Here is a 23385-nt window from a genome sequence, read left to right as displayed (position 1 = left end):
TGTCCGATTTTAGACGGAAAAAATCAGGCCATGGAGTAGGCGATTCCGTCGAGGATGTCGTGTTCGCTCACGACGACCTGCGAAAACGCGAAACGCCGCACGATGCGGTCCAGAATCAGGGCACCCACCCCAATCACGTCAACGCGTCCGGGATGCATCACCGGAATCTGTGAACGCTCACTATGGGTCATCGCGAGCAGCCGTCGCGTGACCTCGTGAACCTGTTGGGCGGTCATCCGCGAGTGATGGATCCGCTCCGAATCGTAGGCGGGCAGATCGAGCGCGATGCCCGCCACCGTCGTGACGGAGCCGGCCAGACCCACCAGCGTGTGGGCCTCCTGGACGGGCACCGCCTCGGCAACCCGGTCGAGCGCGGCCTCGATGTCGGCCACCACGGCCTCCAGCGCCTCCGCCGAGGGCGGATCACCCGCGTCGCGCAGGTGCCGCTCCGTCAGCCGTACGCAGCCGATGTCGACCGACAGCGCGCCTATGACGTGCTCGGAGCCGACCACGAACTCGGTCGAGCCGCCCCCGATGTCGACGACCAGGTAGGGCGGGAGCGGCCCCTGCGGCACCCCGGTCTCCCGCGACAGCCGGACCAGCCCCCTGGTCGCGCCGACGAACGACAGCTCGGCCTCCTCCGCGCCCGTCACCAACTCGGGCTCCACCCCGAAGATCTCGCGCACCCCGTCGACGAACTCCTGCCTGTTGGCGGCGTCGCGCGTCGCGCTGGTCGCCACCACCCGGGTCGCCGTGGCGCCGTGCTGGTCGATGAGCTTGCGGTAGGTGCGTATCGCGGCGAACGTCCGCTCCAGCGCCTCGGGAGCCAGCCGTCCCGTCTGGTCGACCCCCTCGCCCAGTCGTACGATCTCCATCCGCCGCTCGATCTCGGTGAGATCGTTGTCGCCGACGTCGGCGATCAGCAGGCGTACGGAGTTGGTGCCGCAGTCAACGGCGGCTACACGCATGGTCCGTCACTCCACCACTCGGGGAGGGCATCGAGCGCCTCCCGGCCGAACGGGTTGGCTCCTGGCACGGCCAGCTCGTGCGCGACGAGCGCGTGCAGGCACTTCACCCGCAGCGGCATGCCGCCGGTGCTCTGCATGTCACGCGGCAGCGGCTCCGTGCCCTGCTCCTCCGCCGCCTTGTCGCGCCTGGCCACGTAGTCGTCGTGCGCGGCCTGATAGGCGGCGGCCAGCTCCGGATCTGTGGCCAGCCGGGCCTGCATCTCGCGCATCAGCCCCGAGCCTTCGAGCGTGCCGATCGCGGAGGCCGCCTTGGGACAGGTCAGGTAGTAGAGCGTGGGGAACGGCGAGCCGTCGGGCAGCCTCGGCGCGGTCTCCACCACGTCGGGGTTGCCGCACGGGCAGCGGTGCGCCACCTCGCGCAGCCCTCTCGGCGGGCGGCCCAGCTGTCGCTGCACCGCGTCGACGTCTCTGCTGTCCAACGCTCTCCTCTCACACGCCGCCGACGCTCCCCGCGCCGGTGCGCGGTTGTGGCCCGCGCCGGTGCTCATCCGGCCTTGCGGCCCTGGCCCGTGTCGGCGGCTTCGACCGATTCCCACAGCGTTTGGTACCACGGCGGCGTCGCGGCGGGCTGCTTGACCGTCGTCGTGGCCTTGTCCGGCTTGGCGTCCATGACCACGTAGCACTTCTCGCCCGGCCCGCAGTAGTGAAGCCGTTCCTTGGCCGTCCGCTTGATCCAGTTGGGATCGCGGATCTGCTCGGCCTGCTCGGCCAGCGCCTGGCGGTCGGCCTCGACCCGCGCCTTCTCCGCCCGCAGCTCCGCGATGCCGCGGCGCTGCGCGATGTATTCGCGTACAGGGTAGGCCAGGCTCATCGCGATCGCGCACACCACGATCGCCAGGATGGCGGCCCGCCCGGTCAGCTGCGGCCTCTTCGCCAACGTCGCACACCTCCGTGTCCAGTTCGGTGGCCGAACTTAGCGGATGGTGCTATTTGCACCCTTCTGACCGGCTCGCGGCATACCCGCCATGCCGCGAGCCGTACCCGAAACTAGCGCTGGAAACGCGGAAAAGCCGCACGACCCGCGTAGCGAGCGGCGTCGTCGAGAATTTCCTCGATGCGCAGGAGCTGGTTGTACTTGGCCACCCGGTCCGAGCGGGCGGGCGCGCCGGTCTTGATCTGGCCGCAGTTGACCGCCACGGCCAGGTCGGCGATCGTCGTGTCCTCGGTCTCGCCGGAACGGTGGCTCATCATGCAGCGGTAGCCGCTGCGGTGGGCCAGGTCGACCGCGTCGAGGGTCTCGGACAGGGTGCCGATCTGGTTGACCTTGACCAGCAGCGCGTTGGCGGTGCCTTCGGCGATGCCGCGGCCGAGCCGCTCCGGGTTGGTCACGAACAGGTCGTCGCCGACCAGCTGGACCTTGTCGCCGATGGCCTCGGTGATGGCCTTCCAGCCGGCCCAGTCCTCCTCGTCGAGCGGGTCCTCGATCGAGACGAGCGGGTAGTTGTCGACCAGGTCCGCGTAGAAGGCGATGAGCTCCTGGGCCGAGAGGCCCTTGCCGTCGATCGTGTAGACGCCGTCCTTGTGGAACTCGGAGGCGGCCACGTCGAGCGCCAGCGCGACGTCGTCGCCCGGCGTGTAGCCGGCCCGCTCGATGGCGACCAGGATCAGGTCGAGGGCGTCACGGTTGGACGGCAGGTTGGGCGCGAAGCCGCCCTCGTCGCCCAGCCCGGTGGCGTAGCCCTTCTCCTTCAGCACGCCCTTGAGCGCGTGGTAGACCTCGGTGCCCATGCGCACGGCCTCGCGGAACGTGCTCGCGCCGATCGGCGCGATCATGAACTCCTGGATGTCGACGTTGGTGTCGGCGTGGGCGCCGCCGTTGAGGATGTTCATCATCGGCACGGGCAGCAGATGGGCGTTGGGGCCGCCCAGGTAACGGAAGAGCGGCAGGTCGGCGCTGTCGGCGGCGGCCTTGGCCACGGCCAGCGAGACGCCCAGGATGGCGTTGGCGCCCAGCTTGGCCTTGTTGGGCGTCCCGTCCAGATCGATCATGATCTGGTCGATGATGCGCTGGTCCTCGGCCTCGATGCCGTTGATCTCTTCGAAGATCTCGTCGGTGACGGCGAGCACGGCCTTCTCGACGCCCTTGCCGCCGTAGCGCTCGTCTCCGTCACGCAGCTCCACGGCCTCGAACTGGCCGGTCGACGCGCCGCTGGGCACCGCCGCGCGCCCCCTGCCGCCGTCGTCGAGGATCACCTCGACCTCGACGGTCGGGTTGCCCCGGGAGTCGAGGATCTCGCGCGCGTATACGACCTCGATGGTAGCCACGGGTTTGCGCTCCTAAATCGAAAGGCAATATGCCTTCAGAGCCTATCGGTGCTCCGACTCCCAGCGGAGCACGCGGTCACGGTAGGCGCGGGCGGCGGCGCGGAGCTCGGCTTCGGCGTCGACTCCCGCCTCCTGGGCGCGGCGTACGAGGTCGAACAGCTCGCGCCCCACCCCCTGCGAGATCGCGGCGGCCAGCCCGTCGGGGGCGCCCCCGCGCTCGGCCCGCCGCACCAGCTGGGCGGCCAGCGACAGCGCGGGCTGCCCCATCGGCACCCCGTCGAGCACCGATGGACGCTCGTCCTTCGCCGCGCGCTCGGCCGCCTTGATCGCTTCCCAGTTGTCGTTCACCTCGTCGGCGGTCTCCGCCCGCACCGAGCCGAACACATGCGGATGCCGCCGCACCAGCTTCTCGACGATCCCCTCGGCCACGTCGTCCATGTCGAACCCGTCGGCCACCCGGGCGTGGAAGACCACCTGCAGCAGCAGATCGCCCAGCTCCTCGCGCAGCGCCGGGTAGTCGCCCTGCTCGATCGTCTCCAGCACCTCGTATGCCTCTTCGAGCAGGTACGGGACCAAGGTCTCGTGCGTCTGCTTACGGTCCCAGGGGCACTCGGTACGCAACCGCTCCATCACCGCGACCAGGTCAAGCACCCGCGCGCCCGGCAGGTCGTAGGAGCCCGGCACCACCTCGATCAGCGGCGGCTCGGCCATCGCGACGGCCGCGTGGCCGACCGCCCGCATGAAGTTCTCGGAATCCTCGGCGGCCAGCCAGACCACCGTCTCCGTCACCGCCTGCCGCGCCAGCGCGGCGGGGTCGGGCGTGACGACGGCCACCTCGACCCCGGCCTCGGCCAGGTAGGGCAGTTGCGGATGATCCGCGGACCCGGTCAGCACGCGGCCCGAGCCGAACGCCTGCCACGCCTGGTGGCTCAGCAGACCCGGCGCGACCCGCGGTGAGGTGGTGACGACGATCAGCGGCACGGCTAGCCCTGCGACTGCTGCTGCTGCTCGGCCTGGCCGGCCTGCTCGGGCTGCTCGGTCGTCGCCGACGGCTTGCCGAACCGGGCGGCGTCGACGAAGCCCTGCTGCCCGATCTTGCCGTAGCGCGGGCTGAAGACGGGGGCGATCGCGTTGTACTCGGCCTTGAACTTCTCCACGGCCTGCTGGTTCTGCGACCCGCCGAACTTCTCCAGCACCTTGTTCACGCCGAGCATCGCCCGCAGGTAACCGCGCGGGTTGGCCGGAGCGACGGCCTTGGACAGCAGATTCATCTCGGCCGACTGCTGCTCGCCCTTGTCCTGGGCCGCGGCGTCGATCTCCGCGTCGCTCACCTGAACGCCGAACTTGTCGGCCAGCTGCTGCTGCCGGCTCTGCTCCGCCATCCTGGACAGGACGAACTGGTTGACCGACACGCCGAGCTGCGACGGCTCGATGTTGACCTTCCGGAGCGCGGCCTCGTACTCCTGGACGTTCTTGTTCAGCTCGCGCGACGAGATGCGCTCACTGCCCACGACGGCCGCGGCTCCGGCCTCCATGGGTGAGGAGCAGGCGGTCAGCGCGACACCCACCACGGCAGCGGCCACTGCCACTCGAATCGACTTCACGTGCGTCCTTTCCCGACAAAACCGCGGCTAGCTTACCCTCGCGGGCTCCAAGAACATGGCCTCGACCAGGTCACCGCACCATTTGAGCAGGTCGAGGTCGCGCAACGGCTGCCCGCCGAGGGGCTTGGTCTTCGGCACGGGCACCAGCAGCGTCTCCGCCGCCTGCTTGTAGATGGCCTTCTTGTACAGGCGGTCGAGGCGTACCTGCTGCGACTCCCGCAGCCTGACCGGACCGAACTTGATGTTCTGGCCCTGCAGTGTGACATCGGTGAGCCCGGCCTGGCGGGCGCTGATGCGGAAGCGGGCGACGGCCAGGAGGTTCTCCACCTCGACGGGCGGCTTGCCGTACCTGTCCGTCAGCTCGGCGCGCACCTCGTCGATGTGGATCTCGGCCGAGATGGTGGCGATCCGCTTGTACGCCTCCAGGCGCAGGCGTTCGGAGGTGACGTAGTCGTGCGGGATGTGCGCGTTGATCGGCAGCTCGACCTTGACGTCGCGGTGCTCCTCCTTCACCTCCGCGCCCGACAGCTTGGCCTTCTGCTCCTGCACGGCCTCGGCCATGAGCCGGACGTACAGGTCGAAGCCGACGCCCGCGATGAAGCCCGACTGCTCGGCGCCGAGCACGTTGCCCGCGCCGCGGATCTCCAGGTCCTTCATCGCGACGTACATGCCGGCACCCATCTCGGTGTGCTGCGAGATCGTCGCCAGCCGCTCGTGGGCGGTCTCGGTGAGCGGCTTCTCCGGCGGGTAGAGGAAGTAGGCGTAACCCCGCTCCCTGCCCCGCCCGACCCGGCCTCTGAGCTGGTGCAGCTGCGAGAGGCCGTAGTTGTCCGCCCGGTCGACGATCAGCGTGTTGGCGTTGGGCACGTCGAGCCCGGACTCCACGATCGTGGTGCAGACCAGCAGGTCGTACTCGCGTTCCCAGAAGCCGACCATGATCTTTTCCAGCTGGTGCTCGTTCATCTGCCCATGCGCCACCGCGATGCGCGCCTCGGGCACCAGCTCCCTGAGCCGGGCGGCGACCCGGTTGATCGAGGCCACCCGGTTGTGCACGAAGAAGATCTGGCCGTCACGCATCAGCTCGCGCCTGATGGCGGCCCCGATCTGCTTCTCGTCGTACGGTCCGACGAAGGTGAGGATCGGGTGCCGCTCCTCCGGCGGGGTGAGGATGGTCGACATCTCCCTGATGCCGGTCAGGCCCATCTCCAGCGTGCGCGGGATCGGCGTGGCCGACATGGCCAGCACGTCGACCTGGGTGCGGAGGTGCTTCATGGCCTCCTTGTGCTCGACGCCGAACCGCTGCTCCTCGTCGATGATGATCAGCCCCAGGTCCTTGAACCGGACCTCCGGGCTGAGCAGCCGGTGGGTGCCGATCACCAGGTCCACGGCGCCGGTGCGCAGGCCCTCCAGGGTGCCCTTGACCTCGCCGTCGGTCTGGAAGCGGGAGACCGCCCTGAGCGAGACGGGAAAGCTGGAGAACCGCTCGGTGAACGTCGACATGTGCTGCTGCACCAGCAGCGTCGTCGGCACCAGCACGGCGACCTGCTTGCCGTCCTGGAGGGCCTTGAACGCCGCCCGCACCGCGATCTCGGTCTTGCCGTAGCCGACGTCGCCGCAGATCAGCCGATCCATCGGGACGCCGCGCTCCATGTCGCGCTTGACCTCGTCGATGGCCTCCAGCTGGTCGCCGGTCTCGACGTACGGGAAGGCGTCCTCCATCTCGCGCTGCCACGGGGAGTCGGCGGCGAAGGCGTGACCGGGCGAGGCCATGCGGGCGGAGTAGAGGCGGATGAGCTCGCCCGCGATCTCCTTGACCGCCTTCTTCGCCCTGGTCTTGGCCTTGGCCCAGTCGGCGCCGCCCATCCGGTTGAGCGTCGGGGCCTCGCCGCCGACGTAGCGGGTGACCTCGTCCAGCTGGTCCGTGGGGACGTAGAGGCGGTCGCCCTTGGCGTACTCGATGACCAGGTATTCGCGCGTCGCGCCCTGGACCGTGCGCTGCACCATCTCGACGTAGCGGCCGACGCCGTGCTGCTCGTGCACCACGTTGTCGCCGACCTTGAGCTGGAGCGGGTCGACCATGTTGCGGCGGCGGGAGGGCAGGCGCCGCATGTCCTTGGTGGACGCCTTCTGGCCGACGAGGTCGAGGTGGGTGAGCACGGCCAGGTTGGGGGTGATGAACCCGTGCTCGATCAACCCCGTCGACACGTGGACGACCTTCGCCTCTGGCGACTTATCCAGATATTTCACCAACCGGGCGGGAACGTCCACGCCCTTGAGGACCTCGACCATGCGCTCGGCCGGGCCGTGCCCCTCGCTCAGCAGCACGACCGCCTTGTCCTCGGCCAGATAGCCCTTGATGTCTTCGAGCGCCTTCCTGGTGTCACCCCGGTAGGCCTCGGAGTCCTGCGCGTCGAGCTCGATCCCGGCCCCGAACGGCGCCATCGTCCACCACGCCTGCCCCAGCACGTCGGCGTGACCGCGGATGTCGTCGAGCGAGCGGAACGCCGCCGCCCCGAGGTCGATCGGCGCCTCGCCACCGGCCGCCGCGTTGATCCACGACGCCTCCAGGAACTCCTGCGACGTCCGGACGAGCTCCTCGGCCCGGCCCCTGATCCGCTCGGGATCGCAGACGAACACCGCGGCGTTGCCGGGCAGGTGGTCGAGCAGCAGATCCATCTCCCCGGCCAGCACGGGCGCGAACGCCTCCATGCCCTCGACCGGCGCCCCCTCGGCGAGCTGGTCGAGCACCTCGGCCAGCGCCGGGTGCTCCCGGCCCAGCTCGCGCGCCCGCTCCCTGACCTCCGCGGTGAGCAGCAGCTCACGGCAGGGCGGCGCGAACAATCCGCCGTCGGCGGCCTCCAGCGAGCGCTGGTCGGCCACCTTGAACCAGCGGATCTCCTCGACCGTGTCGCCCCAGAACTCCAGCCGCAGCGGATGCTCCTCGGTCGGCGGGAACACGTCGAGCAGCCCGCCGCGGACCGCCACCTCGCCCCGCTTCTCCACCATGTCGACCCGGTGATAGCCGTTGTCGACCAGCCGCCGTACGACCCCGTCGAGGTCGGCGTCGTCGCCCGCGCGCAGGCGGGTCGGCTCCAGGTCGCCCAAGCCCTTGACGATCGGCTGGAGCAGCGCCCTGACCGGCGCGACCACCACGCTGAGCGGCCCGGCCGCCTGGTCGTCCTTGACCGGGTGCGCGAGCCTCCTGAGCACGGCCAGCCGCTGCCCCACGGTGTCGCTGCGCGGGGAGAGCCGCTCGTGCGGCAGCGTCTCCCAGGCGGGGAAGACGGCCACCGAGCTCGGCTCCATCAGGCTGGTCAGCGCGCTCGCCAGGTCCTCCGCCTCGCGGCCGGTGGCGGTGATCGCCAGCACGGTCCGCTGATCGTGCCCGGCCAGCGCGGCCACCCCGAACGGCCGCAGCGCGGACGGCGCCACCAGCGCGATGTCGCCGCCCTCTTCGAGAGCGGCGGTCAGCTTGGGATCGGTGACGACAAGATCAAGCAGCCCGGACAGACTCATTTTCGACAGCCCCACGACGATTACCCCCAGCCGGCGGGCGTGGGGGTTGTGCTACAAGCCTATTCGCATCTACCCCACGCCCCCGTCCGGCTCCGAGACCTTGTACGGCTCCAGGCCCCTGTCCGGCTCCACGACCTTGTACGGCTCCGAGACCTTGTCCGGTTCCGAGACCTCGTCCGGCTCCGGGACCTTGTAGCCCGGGACGGACGGCCAGCGGACCGTCAGGACCACCGACTCCTCCTCCGCGTGCCAGGAGTGGTCCACGCCCTTGCCCCAGACCACGTAGTCGCCCCGCTCGGCGAGCAGGACGCTCCTGCCCGGCAGTTCGACGCGGAAGCGACCCGAGATGAGGATGAGCAGCGCCGTACGCTCCTCGCCCCGCACCCACTCGGCACGTTCGTCACCCGGGGAGTGGGTGCCCCATTTGATCTCCACCCCGTCGCTGTGTCTCGGGTCGCCGAAGGGTTTGAAATGGCCCAGGAGCCAGCCGTGGTCGGTCGCGGCGTCGACATTCGCGTTGCCCACGTACACGAGATCGCTCACGGCGCAGGACGCTAGCAGGGAAATGGCTTACTAATTGGCGTCGATTGATTACTCTGGGTGACATGTCTGAGGTGCGGTCGGTAGCCCCAAGGGGCGATCTCTTTGGTCAGCGCATCCGCGAGCAGTGGGCCGGACGGCTCGGCAGGCGGCTCGACGTGCTCGTCGCCGGATGCGCGCACGACGAGCCACTGGTCCTGGACCGGATCGACACCAGGGCCACCGGCGTCGACGAGGACCTGCCCCCGATCAGGGGAGTGGTCGGCGAACGAGCCGATCTCGCCATGTGGTCGCTGGGCGACCTGCGCTGCGTCCCCCTGCCTCCGAGGTCGGTGGACGTGATCCAGCTGTCGTTCCTGCTCGAGCGCATCCAGCACGCCGAGCTGGTCTTCGACCGGCTGCTGCAGGCGCTGCGCCCCGGCGGGCTCATCCTGCTGCGCATGCGCGACCGCAAGTCCGCCTACGGCCTACTCGATCGGATCACCCCGTGGTGGCTGCGGCGGCTGATCTGGCGGCACCTGGTGTCGGCGGGCACGCCGGGCCCGCTGCCGGCCGTCTACGGGCCGGTGACCTCGCGCGACGGGATCCACACGTTCTGTCTGACGCGCGGGCTCATGATCACCGACGACCACACGGCGACCAGCGGTCCGGCCATGGGGCGCGTCGGCCGCTTGGCCGTCAGGATGACGGCCAAGCTGACCCGCGACCGGTTTCCGGCCACACATGATGAGATCGCCATGGTCATCAAAAAGCCGCAGAACCACTTCGCGCGGCTCATTTAGGGTCCGCGCGGTTCGTCACGACCGTCTCGATCTCTGTGACGGTCCGTGGTGGCTGACGTCCCTAGGGAGGGACACCCCCTCCGGGGGAGAGGAAGACGGCCTGTCGGGGCTGAGATCCCCAGGGAGGGAAGCCCCTCCGGGGGAGTGGAAGAAGACCGTCCGTCGTGGCCGACATCCCATAGAGGGCCCCTTTGGGGGAACAGAAGAAGACGGCCCGCCATGACAGAGGCCCCCATAGAGGGACACCCCGTCGCAGGAGTGGAAAGAACGGAATGTCCGGCGAAGGTTCGGGGACACCGCACTAGCGACACACTTGTACCAAAGGCTAGACTCCTTTCCTACCAAGTCAATCGGAATAGTTGGGATGGCAGACCGTGGAGTGGACCCCAGGGGCGTACGAGCTGGCCGACCTGGAGCTGCTGCTCTCCGGCGCGTTCCAGCCGCTGAGCGGGTTCCTCGGGCACGACGACCTGCACGCGGTGCATGAGCGCGGCACCCTCGCCGACGGCACCCCGTGGCCGGCGCCCGTCACACTCCATCTGCCGGAAGCGGCCACCCCGGGCACCGAGGTCACGCTGCTCGATCCCGAGGGCGTGCCGCTGGCCGTGCTCACCGTCGCCGAGCGCGAGCCCGACGGTCTGGCCTCCGGACCGGTCAAGGGCCTGGGCGCCCCGGAGCACGGGCCGTTCGCCCGGCTTCGCCGTACTCCGGCGCAGATACGCGAAGAGCTCGACGGGCGGGCGGCGCTCGCCGTCACCATGCGGGGACCGCTCGACGATCTCACCGAGATCGTCGCCACCGCCAAGGAGCTCGACGCGGTGATCGTGCTGCTCCCCCTCTCGTACGGCGAGACGGGCCCGGCCCTCGTACGCGCCGCGCTGCGCGCCAAGGAGCAGCTGCCCGAGGGCACCCTGGTGGTCTCGGTGCCGCTGGCGCCGCGCGAGGAGCCCGAGATCGACCTGGAGCTGCGCGAGCACGTCGCCACCGCCTACGGCGCGACCGAGCACCTGGCGGGTCCCGAGCCGGTGCGCATCCCCGGACCGCCGCACCGGCGCGGGCTCGTGGTCTTCTTCACCGGCCTGTCCGGCTCCGGCAAGTCCACGATCGCCCGCGGCCTGCGCGACTCGCTGCTCGAACTGGGCAGCCGCACGGTCACCTACCTCGACGGCGACGTGGTCCGCCACCTGCTGTCCAAGGGCCTGACGTTCTCCAAGGACGACCGCGACCTCAACATCCGGCGCATCGGGTTCGTCGCCGCCGAGGCCGCGCGTCACGGCGGGCTGGCGATCTGCGCCCCCATCGCCCCCTACGCGGACACCCGCGAGGAGGTGCGCGAGATGGTCGAGTCGGTCGGGGCCGACTTCCTGCTCGTGCACGTGGCCACCCCGCTGGAGGAGTGTGAGCGCCGCGACCGCAAGGGCCTGTACGCCAAGGCCCGCGCCGGGCTCATCCCCGAGTTCACCGGCGTCTCCGACCCCTACGAGGAGCCGGACGACGCCGATCTGATCATCGACACGACGCACATCTCTATCGAGGCGGCCGTCACCCAGGTGCTGGGGGCGCTGCGGAGCGGAGGCTGGGTTCGTTGATCGACTTTCCCCTGATCGCCGGGTCCTTTCTGGTCGCGATCGTCGTCGGGCTCACCGGCATGGGCGGCGGCGCGCTCATGACGCCGATGATGATGCTCTTCTTCAACGTCCCGCCGCTGGCCGCGGTCTCCAGCGACCTGGTCGCCTCCGCTGTGATGAAACCCGTCGGCAGCGCGGTACACCTGCGCAGGGGCACGGTCAACCTGCGCCTGGTCGGCTGGCTCTGCGTGGGGTCCGTGCCGGCGGCGTTCTGCGGGGTGTTCATCGCGCGCGCGTTCGCGGTCGACGACGCGGTGAAGTACGCGCTCGGCGTGGCGCTGCTGCTCGCCGTCGCGGGCCTGGTCGCCAAGACGTTGCTGGCCGGGAAGGGCGGCTCGTCGAGCGCCCGTGACATTGTCGTGCGCCCAATCCCGACCGTACTGGTCGGTACGGTAGGCGGACTCATCGTCGGCATCTCCTCGGTCGGCTCGGGTTCCCTGATCATCGTGGCCCTGCTGGCCCTCTATCCGGCGCTCAAGGCCAACGAGCTCGTCGGCACCGATCTGGTGCAGGCGGTGCCGCTGGTCGCCTCGGCCGCGCTCGGCCACCTGCTCTTCGGCGACTTCCAGCTCACTCTGACGGTCTCACTGCTCATCGGCTCGATCCCGGGCGTCTACCTCGGCGCCCGGATCTCCTCCAGGGCGCCGGGCGGCCTCATCAGGGCACTGCTCGGGATCGTCCTGCTCGCCTCCGCGCTCAAGCTGCTCGACGTGAGCAACACGGTGACGGTGTGGGCGCTGGCGGGCGCCGTACTCGCGACCGTCGCGGGCTGGCGCTGGCGCGTCAGGGCCGCGGCACGGGCGTCGAGTGAAAGTAGGGATCTCGCGCGAGCTCGCTGAACGCCCGCCCGGCGGCGGGGTCGGAGTCGAAGCTCGTGTCGCCGCGCGGCGCGTGCGGTGAGTCGAAGTAGATCAGCGCCTTGATCTGCGGATAGCGCTGGATCTGCGTACGGACCGACTCGAAGAACGAGCGCTTGGCCGTACGGTCGTCGGCCCGCTCGAACACGCCCCATTCCGCGACCATGACCGGCTTGCCGGGAAAGCGCCACTGCATCCACCGGTAGAACCCCGGCCACTGGTCGAAGTCGGGCCGGGTCTTGTTCACCAGGCCGTCGAAGTCGCGGACCCGGTTGTCGGCATAGGGGTCGAGGGCCACCCAGTCGACCACGTCGTCACCCGGATAGAGCTGCTCGAACCAGGGCTTGGCCGCCCAGTTGGGCGCGCCCATGTAGGTCATGACCGTGACCGCGTTCTTGACGCCCTCGTCGCGCAGCCTGAGCACGACATGGCGGTACATGGCGGCGTAGTCGGTGGCCTGCATGCCCGAGCCGGGGGCGGCGTCGACGTCGTTCTCCGGCTCGTGGTGAAGGGTGAGGAAGAACCGCTCGGGGAAGGTGCGCCTGATGTAGTCGGCCAGCCGGTCGATCCTGCGGTCGATGGCACCACGGGCGATCTGCGCCCAGGTGTAGTCGAGCGACGGCTTCCAGTTGATGAGCAGCAGCCTGGGCCGGACCGGGTCGCGGGCCAGCGCGACCTCCTCGCTGGTGGGGAACTCCTCCTTGCCCCGGTGATAGACGTGCAGCACGTCGGCGGTGCCACCGATGCGGGTTTCGGCACCGTGCAGCGACCGCTCGATGCCCGTGCCGGTGAAGACCTCCGGGGCGATCCCCCACCAGGCACCACAAGAGGGAATGAGCCTGGCGGTGACGGCGCAGGCCGGCGAGGTCTCCACGTTCGGCCCTCTGGCGCTCGGCTGGGCGACCTGCGCCGGACTCCCCGAACCCTGCGCACCTGAGCAGCCCGCGAGCACGGCGACGACCAACAGCGCCACACCTTTAACACTGATATTTACCGCTTTATGAGAAATTCCCCACCGGTTCAAGGCCGTTCAACCCCCTCAACCAAGGACCCCCGTCCTATCAAACCTGAACCATGCCATGCCATTCCCAGAACTTCAGCCGGAGCGGGTGTATCGCCAGCTCAGCCAGCATCCGACCGGCCCTCAATTTCATATTATTTCGGGCTATCGTGGGGCGAATTGCTGGCCGTATCAGAGAAAATCTTCTGGATTCAGCCTGGGTAATATCTGTCCGGCCTATAGTGGGCGGACGCCGCGACTTGTGACGCACAGTCGCCGATCGGCGACACCGCGCACACACTCGAAGGAGATCCGCTCCAATGAGCCTGTCGCCGGACTTCCCGGGCCGCCGCCACGCCACCGACCTGGCGGACCACCTGTCGCTGGTGCGCCGGCGCTGGCTGTTCTTCCTGGGGTTCCTGCTGGCCGGCGGCACGGCGGGGCTGGCGCTGCTGCGGATCACCCCGGCCGCCTACACCGCGACCACCCAGGTCCTGGTCGCGCCCGTGGGCGTCCAGAACCAGGGCAACCAGGTGACCAACCGGCAGCGCGAGCCGCTCAACCTCGACACCGAGGCGCAGATCGCGCAGTCGTCCGTGGTGGCCGCCAAGGCCGCCAAGGAGCTCAAGACGGGCACGCCCGAGCCCGTCGAGGTCTCGGTGCCGCCCAACTCGGCCGTGCTGTGGATCTCCGTCACCGCCACCGACCCCGCCGTGGCGGCGGCCCAGTCGCGGGCGTACGCGCAGGCGTACTTGGCCAACCGCACCGAGAGCGCGCAGGCGACGATGACCGCGCAGCAGAAGGCGATGCTGGTCAAGCTCAAGCAGGTCAACACCGCGCTCGACGCCGTGATCAAGGAGCTCGCCCTGGCGGGCAAGGGCACCATCGAGCACACCATCGCGGCGCACCGGCAGAGCGTGCTCAACCGGCAGGCCTACAGCCTCACGCTCAAGTACGACGCGCTGCGTACCGTCGCCATCACTCCCGGGTCGGTCATCAGCCAGGCCACGCCGCCGGCCGTGCCGAGCTCGCCCAGCCTGCCGCTCTACCTCGGCACCGGGCTCATGATGGGCCTGCTCCTCGGCACGGCCACCGCCTACGCCCGCGACCGGCTCGACACCCGGTTGCGCACCGCCGCCGACGTCGAGCGGCTGACCGGGCTGCCCGTGCTCGGCGACCTGTCGGACCCGCTCCGCCGGGGCGTGCCGCACGACCTGGCCTCGGCCGTGATCGCCGCCTGCCCGGGCAAGCGGCTGCTGGTCAGGGCGATCCCGGCCGAGCTGGGCGCGACGCCGGTGGTCGTGCCGCTGGCATGCACCGCCCCGCTGTCGTTGCTGACCGGCTCCGACGTGGGCGACCTGGCCCGGGCCGACGCGGCCTTGCTGCTGGTGGGGCTCCGCCGGGCCACCTCGACACAGGTGGCCGCCGCCGTACGCCATCTGGGCAGGCACAACGTACCGATCATCGGTGTGGTGACCACGACGGACCTGACCCCGCGACCCGAGCCGATCGACGGCAACCCGCTCGGCAAGCTGGTCGCCAGCGGCGAGCTGGAGCCCGGCCAGTCCGCCGAGGCGGCTCCCATGACCTCGCTCCCCCGCCCGCCGGGCTCCTCGGCATGAGAGGTCCGGCGTGGCCGATCGGCGCGCTCCTCATCGGCTATCCCGTGTGGTGGGCGCTCGGCTTCGGCGGCCTGTCGGTGATCGTCCTGGCGGTGCCCATGGCCGTCGTGCTCTGGCGGCGCCGGCCGATCCGGGTGCCGCGCGGGTTCGGGCTGTGGCTGCTGCTCCTGGCCGGTTACGCGGTGAGTGCGCTGATGCTGGCCGACATGCCGCCCGACACGTACGGGGCGTTCAACGCCGGGCGGGTCATCGGCTACCTCATCCGGTTCGCGCTCTACGCGGCGCTCTTGATCATGGTGCTCTACCTGGGCAACCTGACCGAGCGGGAGCTACCGCAGCTCAGGCTCGTACGGATGCTCGGGGTGCTGTTCGTCACGACCGTGGCGGGCGGGCTGCTCGGCGTGTTCTTCCCCCGGCTGGAGTTCACCTCGCCGGTGGAGATGGTGCTGCCTAGAGGGATCAGCGACAACGCCTTCGTCCAGAACCTCATCCACCCCACGGCCGCCCAAACTCAGAAGGTGCTCGGCTACGCCTCGCCGCGCCCCGAGGCGCCGTTCGAGTGGGCCAACGCGTGGGGCAGCAACGTGTCGGTGCTGCTCATCTGGTTCGTGGTCGGCTGGTGGGTCTACGGCGGGGGCGGTCGCAAGGCGGTGGCCATCTCGTTGACCGCCGTGGCCGCCATCCCGATCGTCTACTCGCTCAACCGCGGCCTCTGGATCGGCCTCGGGCTGGCCGGGCTCTACCTGGTCGTCCGGGTCGGCGGACGCACCAGGCTGGCCCTGTGCGTTACGGCGGTGGCGGCGACGCTGGTGTTCGCGCTCAGCCCGCTCGCCTCGCTGGTCGGCCAGCGCCTGGACAATCCGCACTCCAACGACATCAGGGCCTTCACCGTGTCGGCGACCATCTCGGCGGCCACGCACTCGCCTATCATCGGCTACGGCAACACCCGCAACGCCATGGGCAACCACCGCACGATCACCACCGGCAAGACCGAGTGGTGCGGCGGCTGCGGCCATCCGCCGCTGGGCAGCGACGGTCAGCTCTGGCTGCTGATCATCACCCAGGGTTTCGCGGGCGCGGCGCTCTATGTGGCGTTCTTCCTGGGCGCGATCCGGCGCCACTGGCCCGACCGCAGCCCGATCGGGCTCGCGGGTGTGCTCGTCATGATCCTCGTGCTGCTCTACATGTTCGTGTACGACGGCCTGGTCACGCCGCTCAGCCTCTACCTCATCTCCTTCGCCCTCCTGTGGCGTAACACCGGGGAGGCCGCGTGAACGACGCGAAGCTGCGGCTGCGCTACCTCGATCAGACCGTGCGGTCGCTCTACCCCGGCCCCGGCTCGCCGCGCGCCTACAGCGTGCTGCCGCACCGGCTGCTGCCGCGCCGCCTGGCGCCCCGGCGCCGATGGCACGGGCTGCTGGGCCGTCCGGTCATGGTGCCGGTCGAGGGCTCGATCGAGACGTACCTGAGCGGCGTCCTCGGCGTTCCCGTCGAGACCGTCCTCCACGTACGGCCGGCCCGCCGGGCCAACCGCAAACCCATCCTGGAGGCGTACGGCGAGGGCTCCCGCCTGGCCTTCGTGAAGGTCGGCGACACCCCGCGCGCCCGCGAGCTGGTCGACGGCGAGGCCGCCACGCTCAGGAAGCTGGGTGCTCTGGCGCTCAAGACGGTCGTCGCGCCGACCGTGCTGCGCCACGAGCGGTGGGGCGAGTTCTCCGTCCTGGCCCTCTCGCCGCTGCCGATCAGGCGCGGCCGGGTCCCCGCCGCCCTGCTCACCGAGGCCGTCAAGGAGATCGCGGGCACCGGCGGCACCGAGGGAGCGGCCTGGCACGGCGACCTGTCGCCCTGGAACATCGCCCCTTCCGATGACGGGCGGCTGCTCGTCTGGGACTGGGAGCGCTACGCGGTCGGCGTGCCCTACGGGTTCGACGCCGTGCACCACTTCTTCCAGCGCGCGCTGCGGCGGATGGACCCGGCCACGGCCGCGCGGGCCTGCCTGGCGCAGGCCGTACCCGTGCTCGCGCCGCTCGGGCTGTCGGCCGCGGAGGCCAGGCGGACGACCCTGCACTACCTCATCGCGCTGGCCGACCGGCACGCCGCCGACGGCCACGAACCCCTCGGGCCGCCGGACACATGGCTCAACCCCCTCGTCGATCACCAGGAGCCGCTGACGTGAACACCATGAAGCAGTCGGTCCTGTCCGTCTCCCGGACCACCGGGAGGTTCACCTCGAGCGTACGGATGCTGCCGTCGTTCCTGATCGCCGGAGCGCAGCGGTGCGGCACCACGTCGCTGTACCGGGCTCTGGCGCGGCACCCGCTACTGCTCAAACCGGTGCTGCACAAGGGCGTCCACTACTTCGACGCCGACTACGGGCGGGGCCTGCCCTGGTACCAGGGGCACTTTCCGCTCCGGGTGGCCGCCGCGCGGCTCGCCCGCCGCCACGGCACGCATCCGCAGGCGTTCGAGTCGTCGCCCTACTACCTGTTCCATCCGCTGGCCGGGGAGCGCATCGCGGCCGACCTGCCCGGGGTCAGGCTCATCGTGCTGGTGCGCGACCCGGTCGAGCGGGCGTGCTCCGCGCACGCCCACGAGCTGGCCAGGGGCTACGAGACCGAGTCCGACTTCGAGCGGGCCCTGGAGCTGGAGGAGCGGCGGCTGGCGGGAGCCGAGCTGAGCATCCGCGAGCGGCCCCACACCGTCCACCACGCGCACCGCCACCACGCCTACCTGGCGCGCGGGCGCTACGCGGAGCAACTCGACCGGCTGGAGCCGCTGTTCGGCCGCGAACGCGTCCTGGTGCTCGACAGCCACCGCTTCTTCGCCGAGCCGGAACGCGCGTACGACCGGGTCCTGGACTTCCTCGGCCTGCCCCACCTGGGCTACCCGGTTTTCGAACGCCACAACGGACGGCCACTCCCCCGGCCGCTGCCCGAGGCGGTCAGGCAGCGGCTCAGGGACCACTTCGAGGTGTACGACACGCGGCTGGCCCGCTGGCTGGGCGGTGACCCGTCGTGGCGGCGCTGACCTTTCGCCTGGCGGGGCCGCTCGGCCAGGTGGCCAGGGGCGGCATCGCGGGCATCGCCGGGGCCGTCATCAGCGCCGGGGCCCAGTTTCTGCTGGTCGTGGTGGTCACCAGGGCGTTCAGCGCCCATCAGGCGGGCACCTTCTTCACCGCCACCGCCTTGGCCCTCATGGTGGCCGGCGTGGCCAAGCTCGACGCGGGCAACGGCCTCATCTATTTCATCGCCCGCGCCCAGACCGCCGACCACCACGGCATTTCCGGATATATCCGGGCAGCTCTCGTCCCGGCGATCCTGCTCGCCACTGCTTGCGGAGCGGCCCTTTACCCGCGACTCGGCCTGCTGGCGGCGGTCCTGCCCGTGATGGTCGCCGCCGACCTCCTGCTCGCCGCCACCCGCGGCTTCGGCGCCATGCGGCCCACCGTGCTGCTCGACGGGATGGCGCTGCCGGCGCTCCAGCTCCTGCTCGTCGCCGCGGCGGCCGTCGCCGCCAGGCCGCAGTGGCTGCCGCTCGCGTGGGCGCTGCCGTACCTGCCGGTGACGCTGCTCGCCGCGATCCGGCTGCGCGAACGGCTGCCGCGTACGCCGTACCTGCCGGGCACCGGCCGCGACCTGTGGCGCTACACGGCGCCGCGCTCGGCGGCGGGTGCCATCCAGGCGGTGTTCCAGCGGCTCGACATCGTGGTCGTCGCGCTGCTCGGCGGCCCGGTCCAGGCGGCCGTCTACACCGCCGCCACCCGGTTCAAGGTCGTCGGCCAGCTGGCCAACCAGGGGCTGGCGCAGGCCGTGCAACCGCGCCTGGTCAGGGCATTGGCCGACGGCGAGCTGGCGCGGGCGCGGGAGCTGTACCAGGCGGCGACGATCTGGCTGGTGCTGCTCACCTGGCCGATCTGGCTCGGGTACGCCGCTCTGGCGCCGTGGCTGCTGCGCCTGTTCGGGCCGGGTTATGGCGCCGCCGTGCCGGTGGCGCTGGTGCTGGCCGGCACGATGATGATGGCCACCGCGTGCGGCATGGTCGACGTCGTCCTGACCGCCGCCGGGCACACCACGGCCAGCCTGCTCAACCTGGTGGCGGCCATCGCCTGCACGGTCGCGCTGGATGTGGCACTCATCCCGGCCCACGGCGCCTTCGGGGCGGTGCTCGGCTGGGCGGGCGGGATGATCGCCAAGAACCTGCTCCCGCTCTGGCAACTGCACCACCGCTACGGCCTGCACCCCTTCGGCCGCCACAGCCTTCCCGCACTCCGCTTCCGCTCCTGGACCACCGCGTGACCGGCCGCACCCCGCGCCTCACGCGCGTGCCCTTGGACCGCGGTGTGACCGGCCCCACCCTTCGCTCCGCAGGCGCTCGCTTCTCGCGTTCCTCGGTGGCGGCATGAGCGGTCCCATCCTGGTGACGGGCCTGCCCAGGAGCGGCACGAGCTGGACGGGCAAGATGCTGGCGGCGGGGGGCGACCTGGTCTACGTCAACGAGCCGCTCAACCCCCAGCACCCGCCCGGCCGCTGTCCCGGTGTCCTGCGGGCCCAGGTCACCCACCGGTTCCAGTACATCTGCGACGACAACGCCGCCGACTGGCTGCCCGCCTTCCGGGACACGGTCGCACTTCGCTACCGCTACCTGGCCGAACTGCGGACCAACCGCTCGCCGTACGATCTGGCCCGCATGACCCGCTACGGCACGGCCTTCACGCTCGGCCGCCTGCTGGGGCGGCGGGCCCTGCTCGACGACCCGTTCGCGGTGCTCTCGGCAGGCTGGTTCGCCACGCGGCTGGGCTGCAAGGTGATCGCACTGTCCCGGGACCCGGTGGCGTTCGTGGCCAGCTGGCAACGCCTGGGCTGGACCGTCTACTTCCACGAACTCCTCGAACAGCCCCTGCTCGTCCGCGACCACCCCGAACTCCTGGACCTCCGCGCCCTGGTCGGCTCCCAGGACCGCATCGCCAAGGCGGCGGCGCTGTGGCGGGTCACGCAGGCGATCCTCGCCCGCACTCCCGGCATCCTGCTGACCTCCTACGACGAACTGGCCGCCGCCCCGGTCCCGGGCTTCCGGCATCTGTACGCGTACGCGGGCCTCGCCTGGTCACCCGCGGCCGAGCGCCGCATCACCCGAGCGTGCACGGCCCCCGCCGGAGTAGGGAGCGCTTTCGCCTGGTCGGGCCTGTCACGCACGGCCTTCCGGCCCATGAACTCGCGCCGCGCCCTCGAAACGGCGACCCTCGGCCTGACCCGGGCGGAAGCGGCCCGCGTACGGGAGCTCACTTCCGCTTGATGAGCGCCTGAACGGGTCTGGGCGGGTCTGGAGGAGTCCTCGAGGAAGCGCGACCGTCGGCAGGCGACCTATTCGCGTGCGCTTCCCGACGAGGCCCGTGCCCTCAGGCAGTCGCCCAGCAGCCGGGCCGCGAACGGCAGGTCGTCGACCAGGTAGCGTCTGGCCAGCCGGCCGGGCTCGCTCACCAGCCGGAACGCCCACTCCAGCCCCGCTCCCCGCATCCACTCGGGCGCCCGGGGCACCGTACCGGCGGCGAACGCGATCGCCGACCCGCATCCCACGAACCACGCCCCCGGCAGATCCTGGCTCAGCCGCGCGATCAGCCGATCCTGTCGCGGAAACCCGAGCCCGACGAACACCATCTTCGGCTCCGCCCCCACGACCTTCCGCCGCACCCGCTCACGCTCACCGGCACCACTCTCGAACCGGTAGGGCGGCGCGTCCACTCCGCAGACCTGAAGCGTGGGATAGCAGGCGGTGAGCTCACGAGCGGCGGACACGGCCACCCCCGGCGGGCCGCCCAGAAGGTAGACGGGCCACCCTCGGCGAGCGGCCAGCTTGCTCAACGACCAGATCAGGTCGGCCCCGGTGACCCGCTCGGGTATCGGCGTGCCGAGCAGCCGCGACGCCCACACCAACGGCATCCCGTCGGCCACGACGAGGTCCGCGGAGTTGACGAGGTGACGGAGTTTGACGTCTTTCGCGACGGCGCGGCAGATGTCGACGTTCGGCGTCACGATCCGCCCGCCCCTGCCCGCGCCCAGCTCACCGTCCACGTGCTCGACGACCTGGCGCTCGGTGAGCGGATCGACGGCAACCCCCCCGACCAGCACCCGCGTCGGCCTCGCCCGCTCCCCAGCCATCCCCGGCCCCTCTCCCAACGCCCCCGTGAATTCACCCGTGTCAAGCCCCGGTATCCGGACCCCGTGTGGCGGGGTCGACATCAGGACTCCCCGCACCGAACCCCGCGCCGGAGCTCCCTGTGACGACGCCCGCCGTGACCACGCCTGCGGTGACCACGTCCGCCGTGACGGCGTTCAAATGCCGTGCCCTCGATCGTGGAGCAGGGCGAGCACCGCCGGCGCGGAGATGAGCCCCGCGGCGACGGCGAGGGCGATCGGGGCGCGTGGCTCGCCGATGCGCTCGGCGAACGTGCGCAGGGCCCAGCGACCGGCCTCACGACGCCGCCCCAGCGCGGCGTGGTGGAAGGCGAGCTGGCCGTAGACCCGCGCCGCGCCGCGCGGATCCACGGCCAGTTCGGGGTGTCGGGCGAGCATCCACTCCAGCCCGGCGATGCGGTCGGCCCAGCAGGCGACATAGTGGGAATTGCCCCAACGGATACGTACAAGTGGGCGATCGATATTCGCGATCGGATGCCGCTTGGCCGCGCGCAGGGCCAGGTCCCAGTCCTCGTTCTGGCCGGCCGGGGCGCTCTCGTCCACCCACAGGGCCCCACGCTTGAACAGGAACGTCGACGAGTGCACCATCACCATGCGCGAGCGCACCAGGTCGGCCGCCGTGACCGTGTCGCTGCCCGCGAGCCTCGGCACCCGGCGTACGCCGTACTCGATCTCGATGCCGCAACTGACGAACTCGGCGCCATCCTCGATCGCCTGCGTCTGCGCGGCCAGCTTGCCCGGCAGCCACACGTCGTCGTCGTCGCAGAAGGCGACCACATCGGTGTCGCACGCGGAGATGCCGGTGTTGCGCGCGCCCGGCAGCCCGGCGCTGAGGGCGTTGGGCAGGACGAGCACGCGGTGGCGGGCGTTCGTGGCGGCGCTCGGCGTCACCACATCGGCCACCTGCTCGGCGACGGCGGCGGGATCGCCACCGTCGACGACGATGACCAGCGAGATCCGGCCCGGGTAGTCCTGGGCCAGGACGGCTTGGGCGGCTGCCCGCAGCTGTTCGGGCCGGTCGCCCCGAGTGGGGATCACCACGCCGACGGACGCACTCATGCGACCCCCACTTCCAGAGGTACGGCCCACGCTGCGGCGTCGGCGACCAATTCACGAGACCCGACCACACGACGCTCGGCCGCACGAGACGCGATCACATGACGCTCGGCCGCACGGGACCCGGCCCCACGGGACCCGATCATCCGAGGCCCGACCGCGCGAGACCCGTTCATGCCGCCGCCTCCCCATAGCCGTACCGGGACCTGAGCGGCCAGGTGAGTGCCGTCACCAGGCGCCGGTGGTGGCGCGGGAGGCCGGAGTGCCACGAGTCGTCTCGTCGCAGTTCGACCGGGCCGACGGTGAAGCGCATGGGATTGCCCGACGCGGTGTGGGCGGTGGTCAGGTGGGCGGTCGTGCCGGTCAGGAACGGCAGCGCCGTGTCCAGGCCCAGGATGTCGGCCAATGTCGCCAGAGCGGCCGCTGGGTCGGCCAGGAGGTCCTCGTAGCGGAGTCTCGTCACCGGGACGCCGCGGGTGGCGAGGAGGTCCAGGGCGAGGTTCTGGGCCGTCCAGTGGGCTGCTGTGCGGGCGGAGCCCCAGCGGGTCATCGGGCGGCCGTCCTCGGGGCGTTCGACGGTCTTGCGCCAGGAGTGGGCGACGGCCCGCGGGTCTCTGACCACGTGGACCACATGCACGTCCACCCCGGCCGCCGCGAGGCAGAAGGCCAGGGAGGCGTGTTTGCCGGAGTCGATCACGGTCCTCGCGCCGGCGGTCTTGGCCGCGGCGTCATAGAGGCGCTGGTAGGTGCCGGCGTACTCGGCGAGCTCCGGGTGGGCGAGGCGGGGGATCCTGCGGGTGCGATCGACGCGGTGTCGCAGGGTGAGGACGCGTTCGGCCAGGTCCTGTGTCCATCCGCCGAACGCGGTCTCGCCGACCTCGCGCCAGAACGCGCAGGCGGGGAAGGGCTCGCCACAGCCGCATGGCTCGCCGGCCAGCACGCCTCGGGCCCAGAGGTGTACGACCTCGCCGAGGGGTGCCACGCCGTGGATCTCGCCGAGCAGTCTCTCGAGCAGCGTGGTGCCGCTACGGCCGAGGCCGCCCAGGTAGACCACCCGGAAGGCGGTCGAACGATGCGTCACGGGGGAATGGCCTTCACGTCACGGATACGGAACGTGGAGAGGCTAGCGCGGAGAGTAATCACCCCATCCGCGAAACGACAAAGGATCTACCTAAGGTCCCGAGCCACCTGGGCCAAGCCAAGCCCTCAGCCATGGGCGCGCTGACGCGGGCGCCCGGCCCGCTGGACGTCGGCCACGACCCGGTCGGCTACCGGGTTCATCGGCAGTGCTCCGCC

General features: G+C 70.8%; 20 protein-coding genes and 1 pseudogene. 9 read left to right on the top strand and 12 right to left on the bottom strand.

The features are described from left to right. Positions 1 to 23: 23 nt before the first annotated feature. From LDL49_RS31665 to LDL49_RS31630, 8 genes and pseudogenes are all read right to left on the bottom strand, one after another. Complete coding sequence (locus tag LDL49_RS31665) at positions 24 to 968, bottom strand: Ppx/GppA phosphatase family protein (protein ID WP_225296371.1); 945 nt, start codon at positions 966 to 968, stop codon at positions 24 to 26. Then, the gene (locus LDL49_RS31660; RefSeq protein WP_225296369.1) at positions 959 to 1447 is read right to left on the bottom strand and encodes a DUF501 domain-containing protein; all 489 of its coding nucleotides are present in this window, start codon (positions 1445 to 1447) and stop codon (positions 959 to 961) included. The genes LDL49_RS31665 and LDL49_RS31660 overlap by 10 nt, the downstream gene beginning before the upstream one ends. 65 nt (positions 1448 to 1512) lie before the next feature. Beyond that, the gene (locus LDL49_RS31655; protein WP_225296367.1) at positions 1513 to 1905 is read right to left on the bottom strand and encodes an FtsB family cell division protein; all 393 of its coding nucleotides are present in this window, start codon (positions 1903 to 1905) and stop codon (positions 1513 to 1515) included. A 110-nt stretch (positions 1906 to 2015) separates the two neighbouring features. Then, the gene (gene eno / locus LDL49_RS31650) at positions 2016 to 3293 is read right to left on the bottom strand and encodes a phosphopyruvate hydratase (protein ID WP_225296365.1); all 1278 of its coding nucleotides are present in this window, start codon (positions 3291 to 3293) and stop codon (positions 2016 to 2018) included. A gap of 42 nt (positions 3294 to 3335) precedes the next feature. Further along, the gene (locus LDL49_RS31645; protein WP_225296363.1) at positions 3336 to 4274 is read right to left on the bottom strand and encodes a nucleoside triphosphate pyrophosphohydrolase; all 939 of its coding nucleotides are present in this window, start codon (positions 4272 to 4274) and stop codon (positions 3336 to 3338) included. Between the two features lie 2 nt (positions 4275 to 4276). Further along, a pseudogene (locus LDL49_RS31640) lies at positions 4277 to 4900 on the bottom strand (SurA N-terminal domain-containing protein); the annotation flags it as partial. 24 nt (positions 4901 to 4924) lie between these two features. After that, the gene (gene mfd, locus LDL49_RS31635; protein ID WP_225296555.1) at positions 4925 to 8413 is read right to left on the bottom strand and encodes a transcription-repair coupling factor; all 3489 of its coding nucleotides are present in this window, start codon (positions 8411 to 8413) and stop codon (positions 4925 to 4927) included. Between the two features lie 69 nt (positions 8414 to 8482). Beyond that, positions 8483 to 8956 carry a cupin domain-containing protein gene (locus tag LDL49_RS31630; RefSeq protein ID WP_225296359.1) on the bottom strand — a complete coding sequence of 158 codons (474 nt, stop codon included), beginning with the start codon at positions 8954 to 8956 and terminating at the stop codon, positions 8483 to 8485. A gap of 62 nt (positions 8957 to 9018) precedes the next feature. On the opposite strand from LDL49_RS31630, the gene LDL49_RS31625 reads away from it, so the two are divergent. From LDL49_RS31625 to LDL49_RS31615, 3 genes are all read left to right on the top strand, one after another. Beyond that, entirely contained in the window at positions 9019 to 9735 is a 717-nt protein-coding gene (locus tag LDL49_RS31625) for a class I SAM-dependent methyltransferase (RefSeq protein WP_225296357.1), read from the top strand. Between the two features lie 374 nt (positions 9736 to 10109). Beyond that, positions 10110 to 11324 (top strand): adenylyl-sulfate kinase, encoded by a 1215-nt coding sequence (gene cysC / locus LDL49_RS31620; RefSeq protein ID WP_225296356.1) that lies wholly within the window; start codon positions 10110 to 10112, stop codon positions 11322 to 11324. Beyond that, positions 11321 to 12202 carry a sulfite exporter TauE/SafE family protein gene (locus LDL49_RS31615; RefSeq protein ID WP_225296354.1) on the top strand — a complete coding sequence of 294 codons (882 nt, stop codon included), beginning with the start codon at positions 11321 to 11323 and terminating at the stop codon, positions 12200 to 12202. Before cysC ends, LDL49_RS31615 begins: the two co-directional genes overlap by 4 nt. Here LDL49_RS31615 and LDL49_RS31610 read toward each other — a convergent pair. Beyond that, a complete protein-coding gene (locus LDL49_RS31610) occupies positions 12147 to 13193 on the bottom strand; it encodes a glycoside hydrolase family 26 protein (RefSeq protein WP_225296352.1) in 1047 nt (348 codons plus the stop codon). The genes LDL49_RS31615 and LDL49_RS31610 overlap by 56 nt on opposite strands. Positions 13194 to 13540: 347 nt before the next feature. Here LDL49_RS31610 and LDL49_RS31605 point away from each other — a divergent pair, with 347 nt between their 5' ends. From LDL49_RS31605 to LDL49_RS31580, 6 genes are all read left to right on the top strand, one after another. Beyond that, entirely contained in the window at positions 13541 to 14842 is a 1302-nt protein-coding gene (locus tag LDL49_RS31605) for a YveK family protein (RefSeq protein WP_225296349.1), read from the top strand. Further along, positions 14839 to 16116 (top strand): O-antigen ligase family protein, encoded by a 1278-nt coding sequence (locus LDL49_RS31600; RefSeq protein ID WP_225296347.1) that lies wholly within the window; start codon positions 14839 to 14841, stop codon positions 16114 to 16116. The genes LDL49_RS31605 and LDL49_RS31600 overlap by 4 nt, the downstream gene beginning before the upstream one ends. Beyond that, positions 16113 to 17018, top strand: coding sequence for a hypothetical protein (locus tag LDL49_RS31595; protein ID WP_225296346.1), 906 nt, complete (start codon positions 16113 to 16115; stop codon positions 17016 to 17018). Before LDL49_RS31600 ends, LDL49_RS31595 begins: the two co-directional genes overlap by 4 nt. 5 nt (positions 17019 to 17023) lie before the next feature. Next, a complete protein-coding gene (locus LDL49_RS31590; RefSeq protein WP_225296553.1) occupies positions 17024 to 17869 on the top strand; it encodes a sulfotransferase domain-containing protein in 846 nt (281 codons plus the stop codon). Further along, the gene (locus tag LDL49_RS31585; RefSeq protein ID WP_225296344.1) at positions 17857 to 19137 is read left to right on the top strand and encodes a lipopolysaccharide biosynthesis protein; all 1281 of its coding nucleotides are present in this window, start codon (positions 17857 to 17859) and stop codon (positions 19135 to 19137) included. Before LDL49_RS31590 ends, LDL49_RS31585 begins: the two co-directional genes overlap by 13 nt. Positions 19138 to 19240: 103 nt before the next feature. Continuing rightward, positions 19241 to 20134, top strand: a complete 894-nt coding sequence (locus LDL49_RS31580) for a sulfotransferase (protein ID WP_225296341.1) — start codon at positions 19241 to 19243, stop codon at positions 20132 to 20134. 68 nt (positions 20135 to 20202) lie between these two features. On the opposite strand, the gene LDL49_RS31575 is transcribed toward LDL49_RS31580, so the two are convergent. The 3 genes from LDL49_RS31575 to LDL49_RS31565 all read right to left on the bottom strand — a co-directional run bounded on the left by LDL49_RS31575 (position 20203) and on the right by LDL49_RS31565 (position 23170). Next, the gene (locus LDL49_RS31575; RefSeq protein WP_225296340.1) at positions 20203 to 20997 is read right to left on the bottom strand and encodes a WecB/TagA/CpsF family glycosyltransferase; all 795 of its coding nucleotides are present in this window, start codon (positions 20995 to 20997) and stop codon (positions 20203 to 20205) included. 174 nt (positions 20998 to 21171) lie between these two features. Next, entirely contained in the window at positions 21172 to 22092 is a 921-nt protein-coding gene (locus LDL49_RS31570; protein WP_225296338.1) for a glycosyltransferase family 2 protein, read from the bottom strand. A 169-nt stretch (positions 22093 to 22261) separates the two neighbouring features. After that, positions 22262 to 23170 carry a sulfotransferase gene (locus LDL49_RS31565; RefSeq protein WP_225296336.1) on the bottom strand — a complete coding sequence of 303 codons (909 nt, stop codon included), beginning with the start codon at positions 23168 to 23170 and terminating at the stop codon, positions 22262 to 22264. Positions 23171 to 23385 lie beyond the last annotated feature (215 nt).

Source organism: Nonomuraea aurantiaca (assembly GCF_020215705.1).
Taxonomy (GTDB): Bacteria; Actinomycetota; Actinomycetes; order Streptosporangiales; family Streptosporangiaceae; genus Nonomuraea; species Nonomuraea aurantiaca.
Note: the sequence above shows the minus strand (reverse complement) of the source record. Positions and strands in the feature narration are given on the sequence as shown.

Excerpts from the sequence above, each read along its gene's own strand:
- LDL49_RS31665 (WP_225296371.1), bottom strand. The coding sequence starts at position 968 with ATGCGTGTAGCCGCCGTTGACTGCGGCACCAACTCCGTACGCCTGCTG.
- mfd (WP_225296555.1), bottom strand. The coding sequence starts at position 8,413 with ATGAGTCTGTCCGGGCTGCTTGATCTTGTCGTCACCGATCCCAAGCTG.
- LDL49_RS31625 (WP_225296357.1), top strand. The coding sequence starts at position 9,019 with ATGTCTGAGGTGCGGTCGGTAGCCCCAAGGGGCGATCTCTTTGGTCAG.
- LDL49_RS31605 (WP_225296349.1), top strand. The coding sequence starts at position 13,541 with ATGAGCCTGTCGCCGGACTTCCCGGGCCGCCGCCACGCCACCGACCTG.
- LDL49_RS31600 (WP_225296347.1), top strand. The coding sequence starts at position 14,839 with ATGAGAGGTCCGGCGTGGCCGATCGGCGCGCTCCTCATCGGCTATCCC.
- LDL49_RS31590 (WP_225296553.1), top strand. The coding sequence starts at position 17,024 with ATGAAGCAGTCGGTCCTGTCCGTCTCCCGGACCACCGGGAGGTTCACC.
- LDL49_RS31580 (WP_225296341.1), top strand. The coding sequence starts at position 19,241 with ATGAGCGGTCCCATCCTGGTGACGGGCCTGCCCAGGAGCGGCACGAGC.
- LDL49_RS31575 (WP_225296340.1), bottom strand. The coding sequence starts at position 20,997 with ATGGCTGGGGAGCGGGCGAGGCCGACGCGGGTGCTGGTCGGGGGGGTT.
- LDL49_RS31570 (WP_225296338.1), bottom strand. The coding sequence starts at position 22,092 with ATGAGTGCGTCCGTCGGCGTGGTGATCCCCACTCGGGGCGACCGGCCC.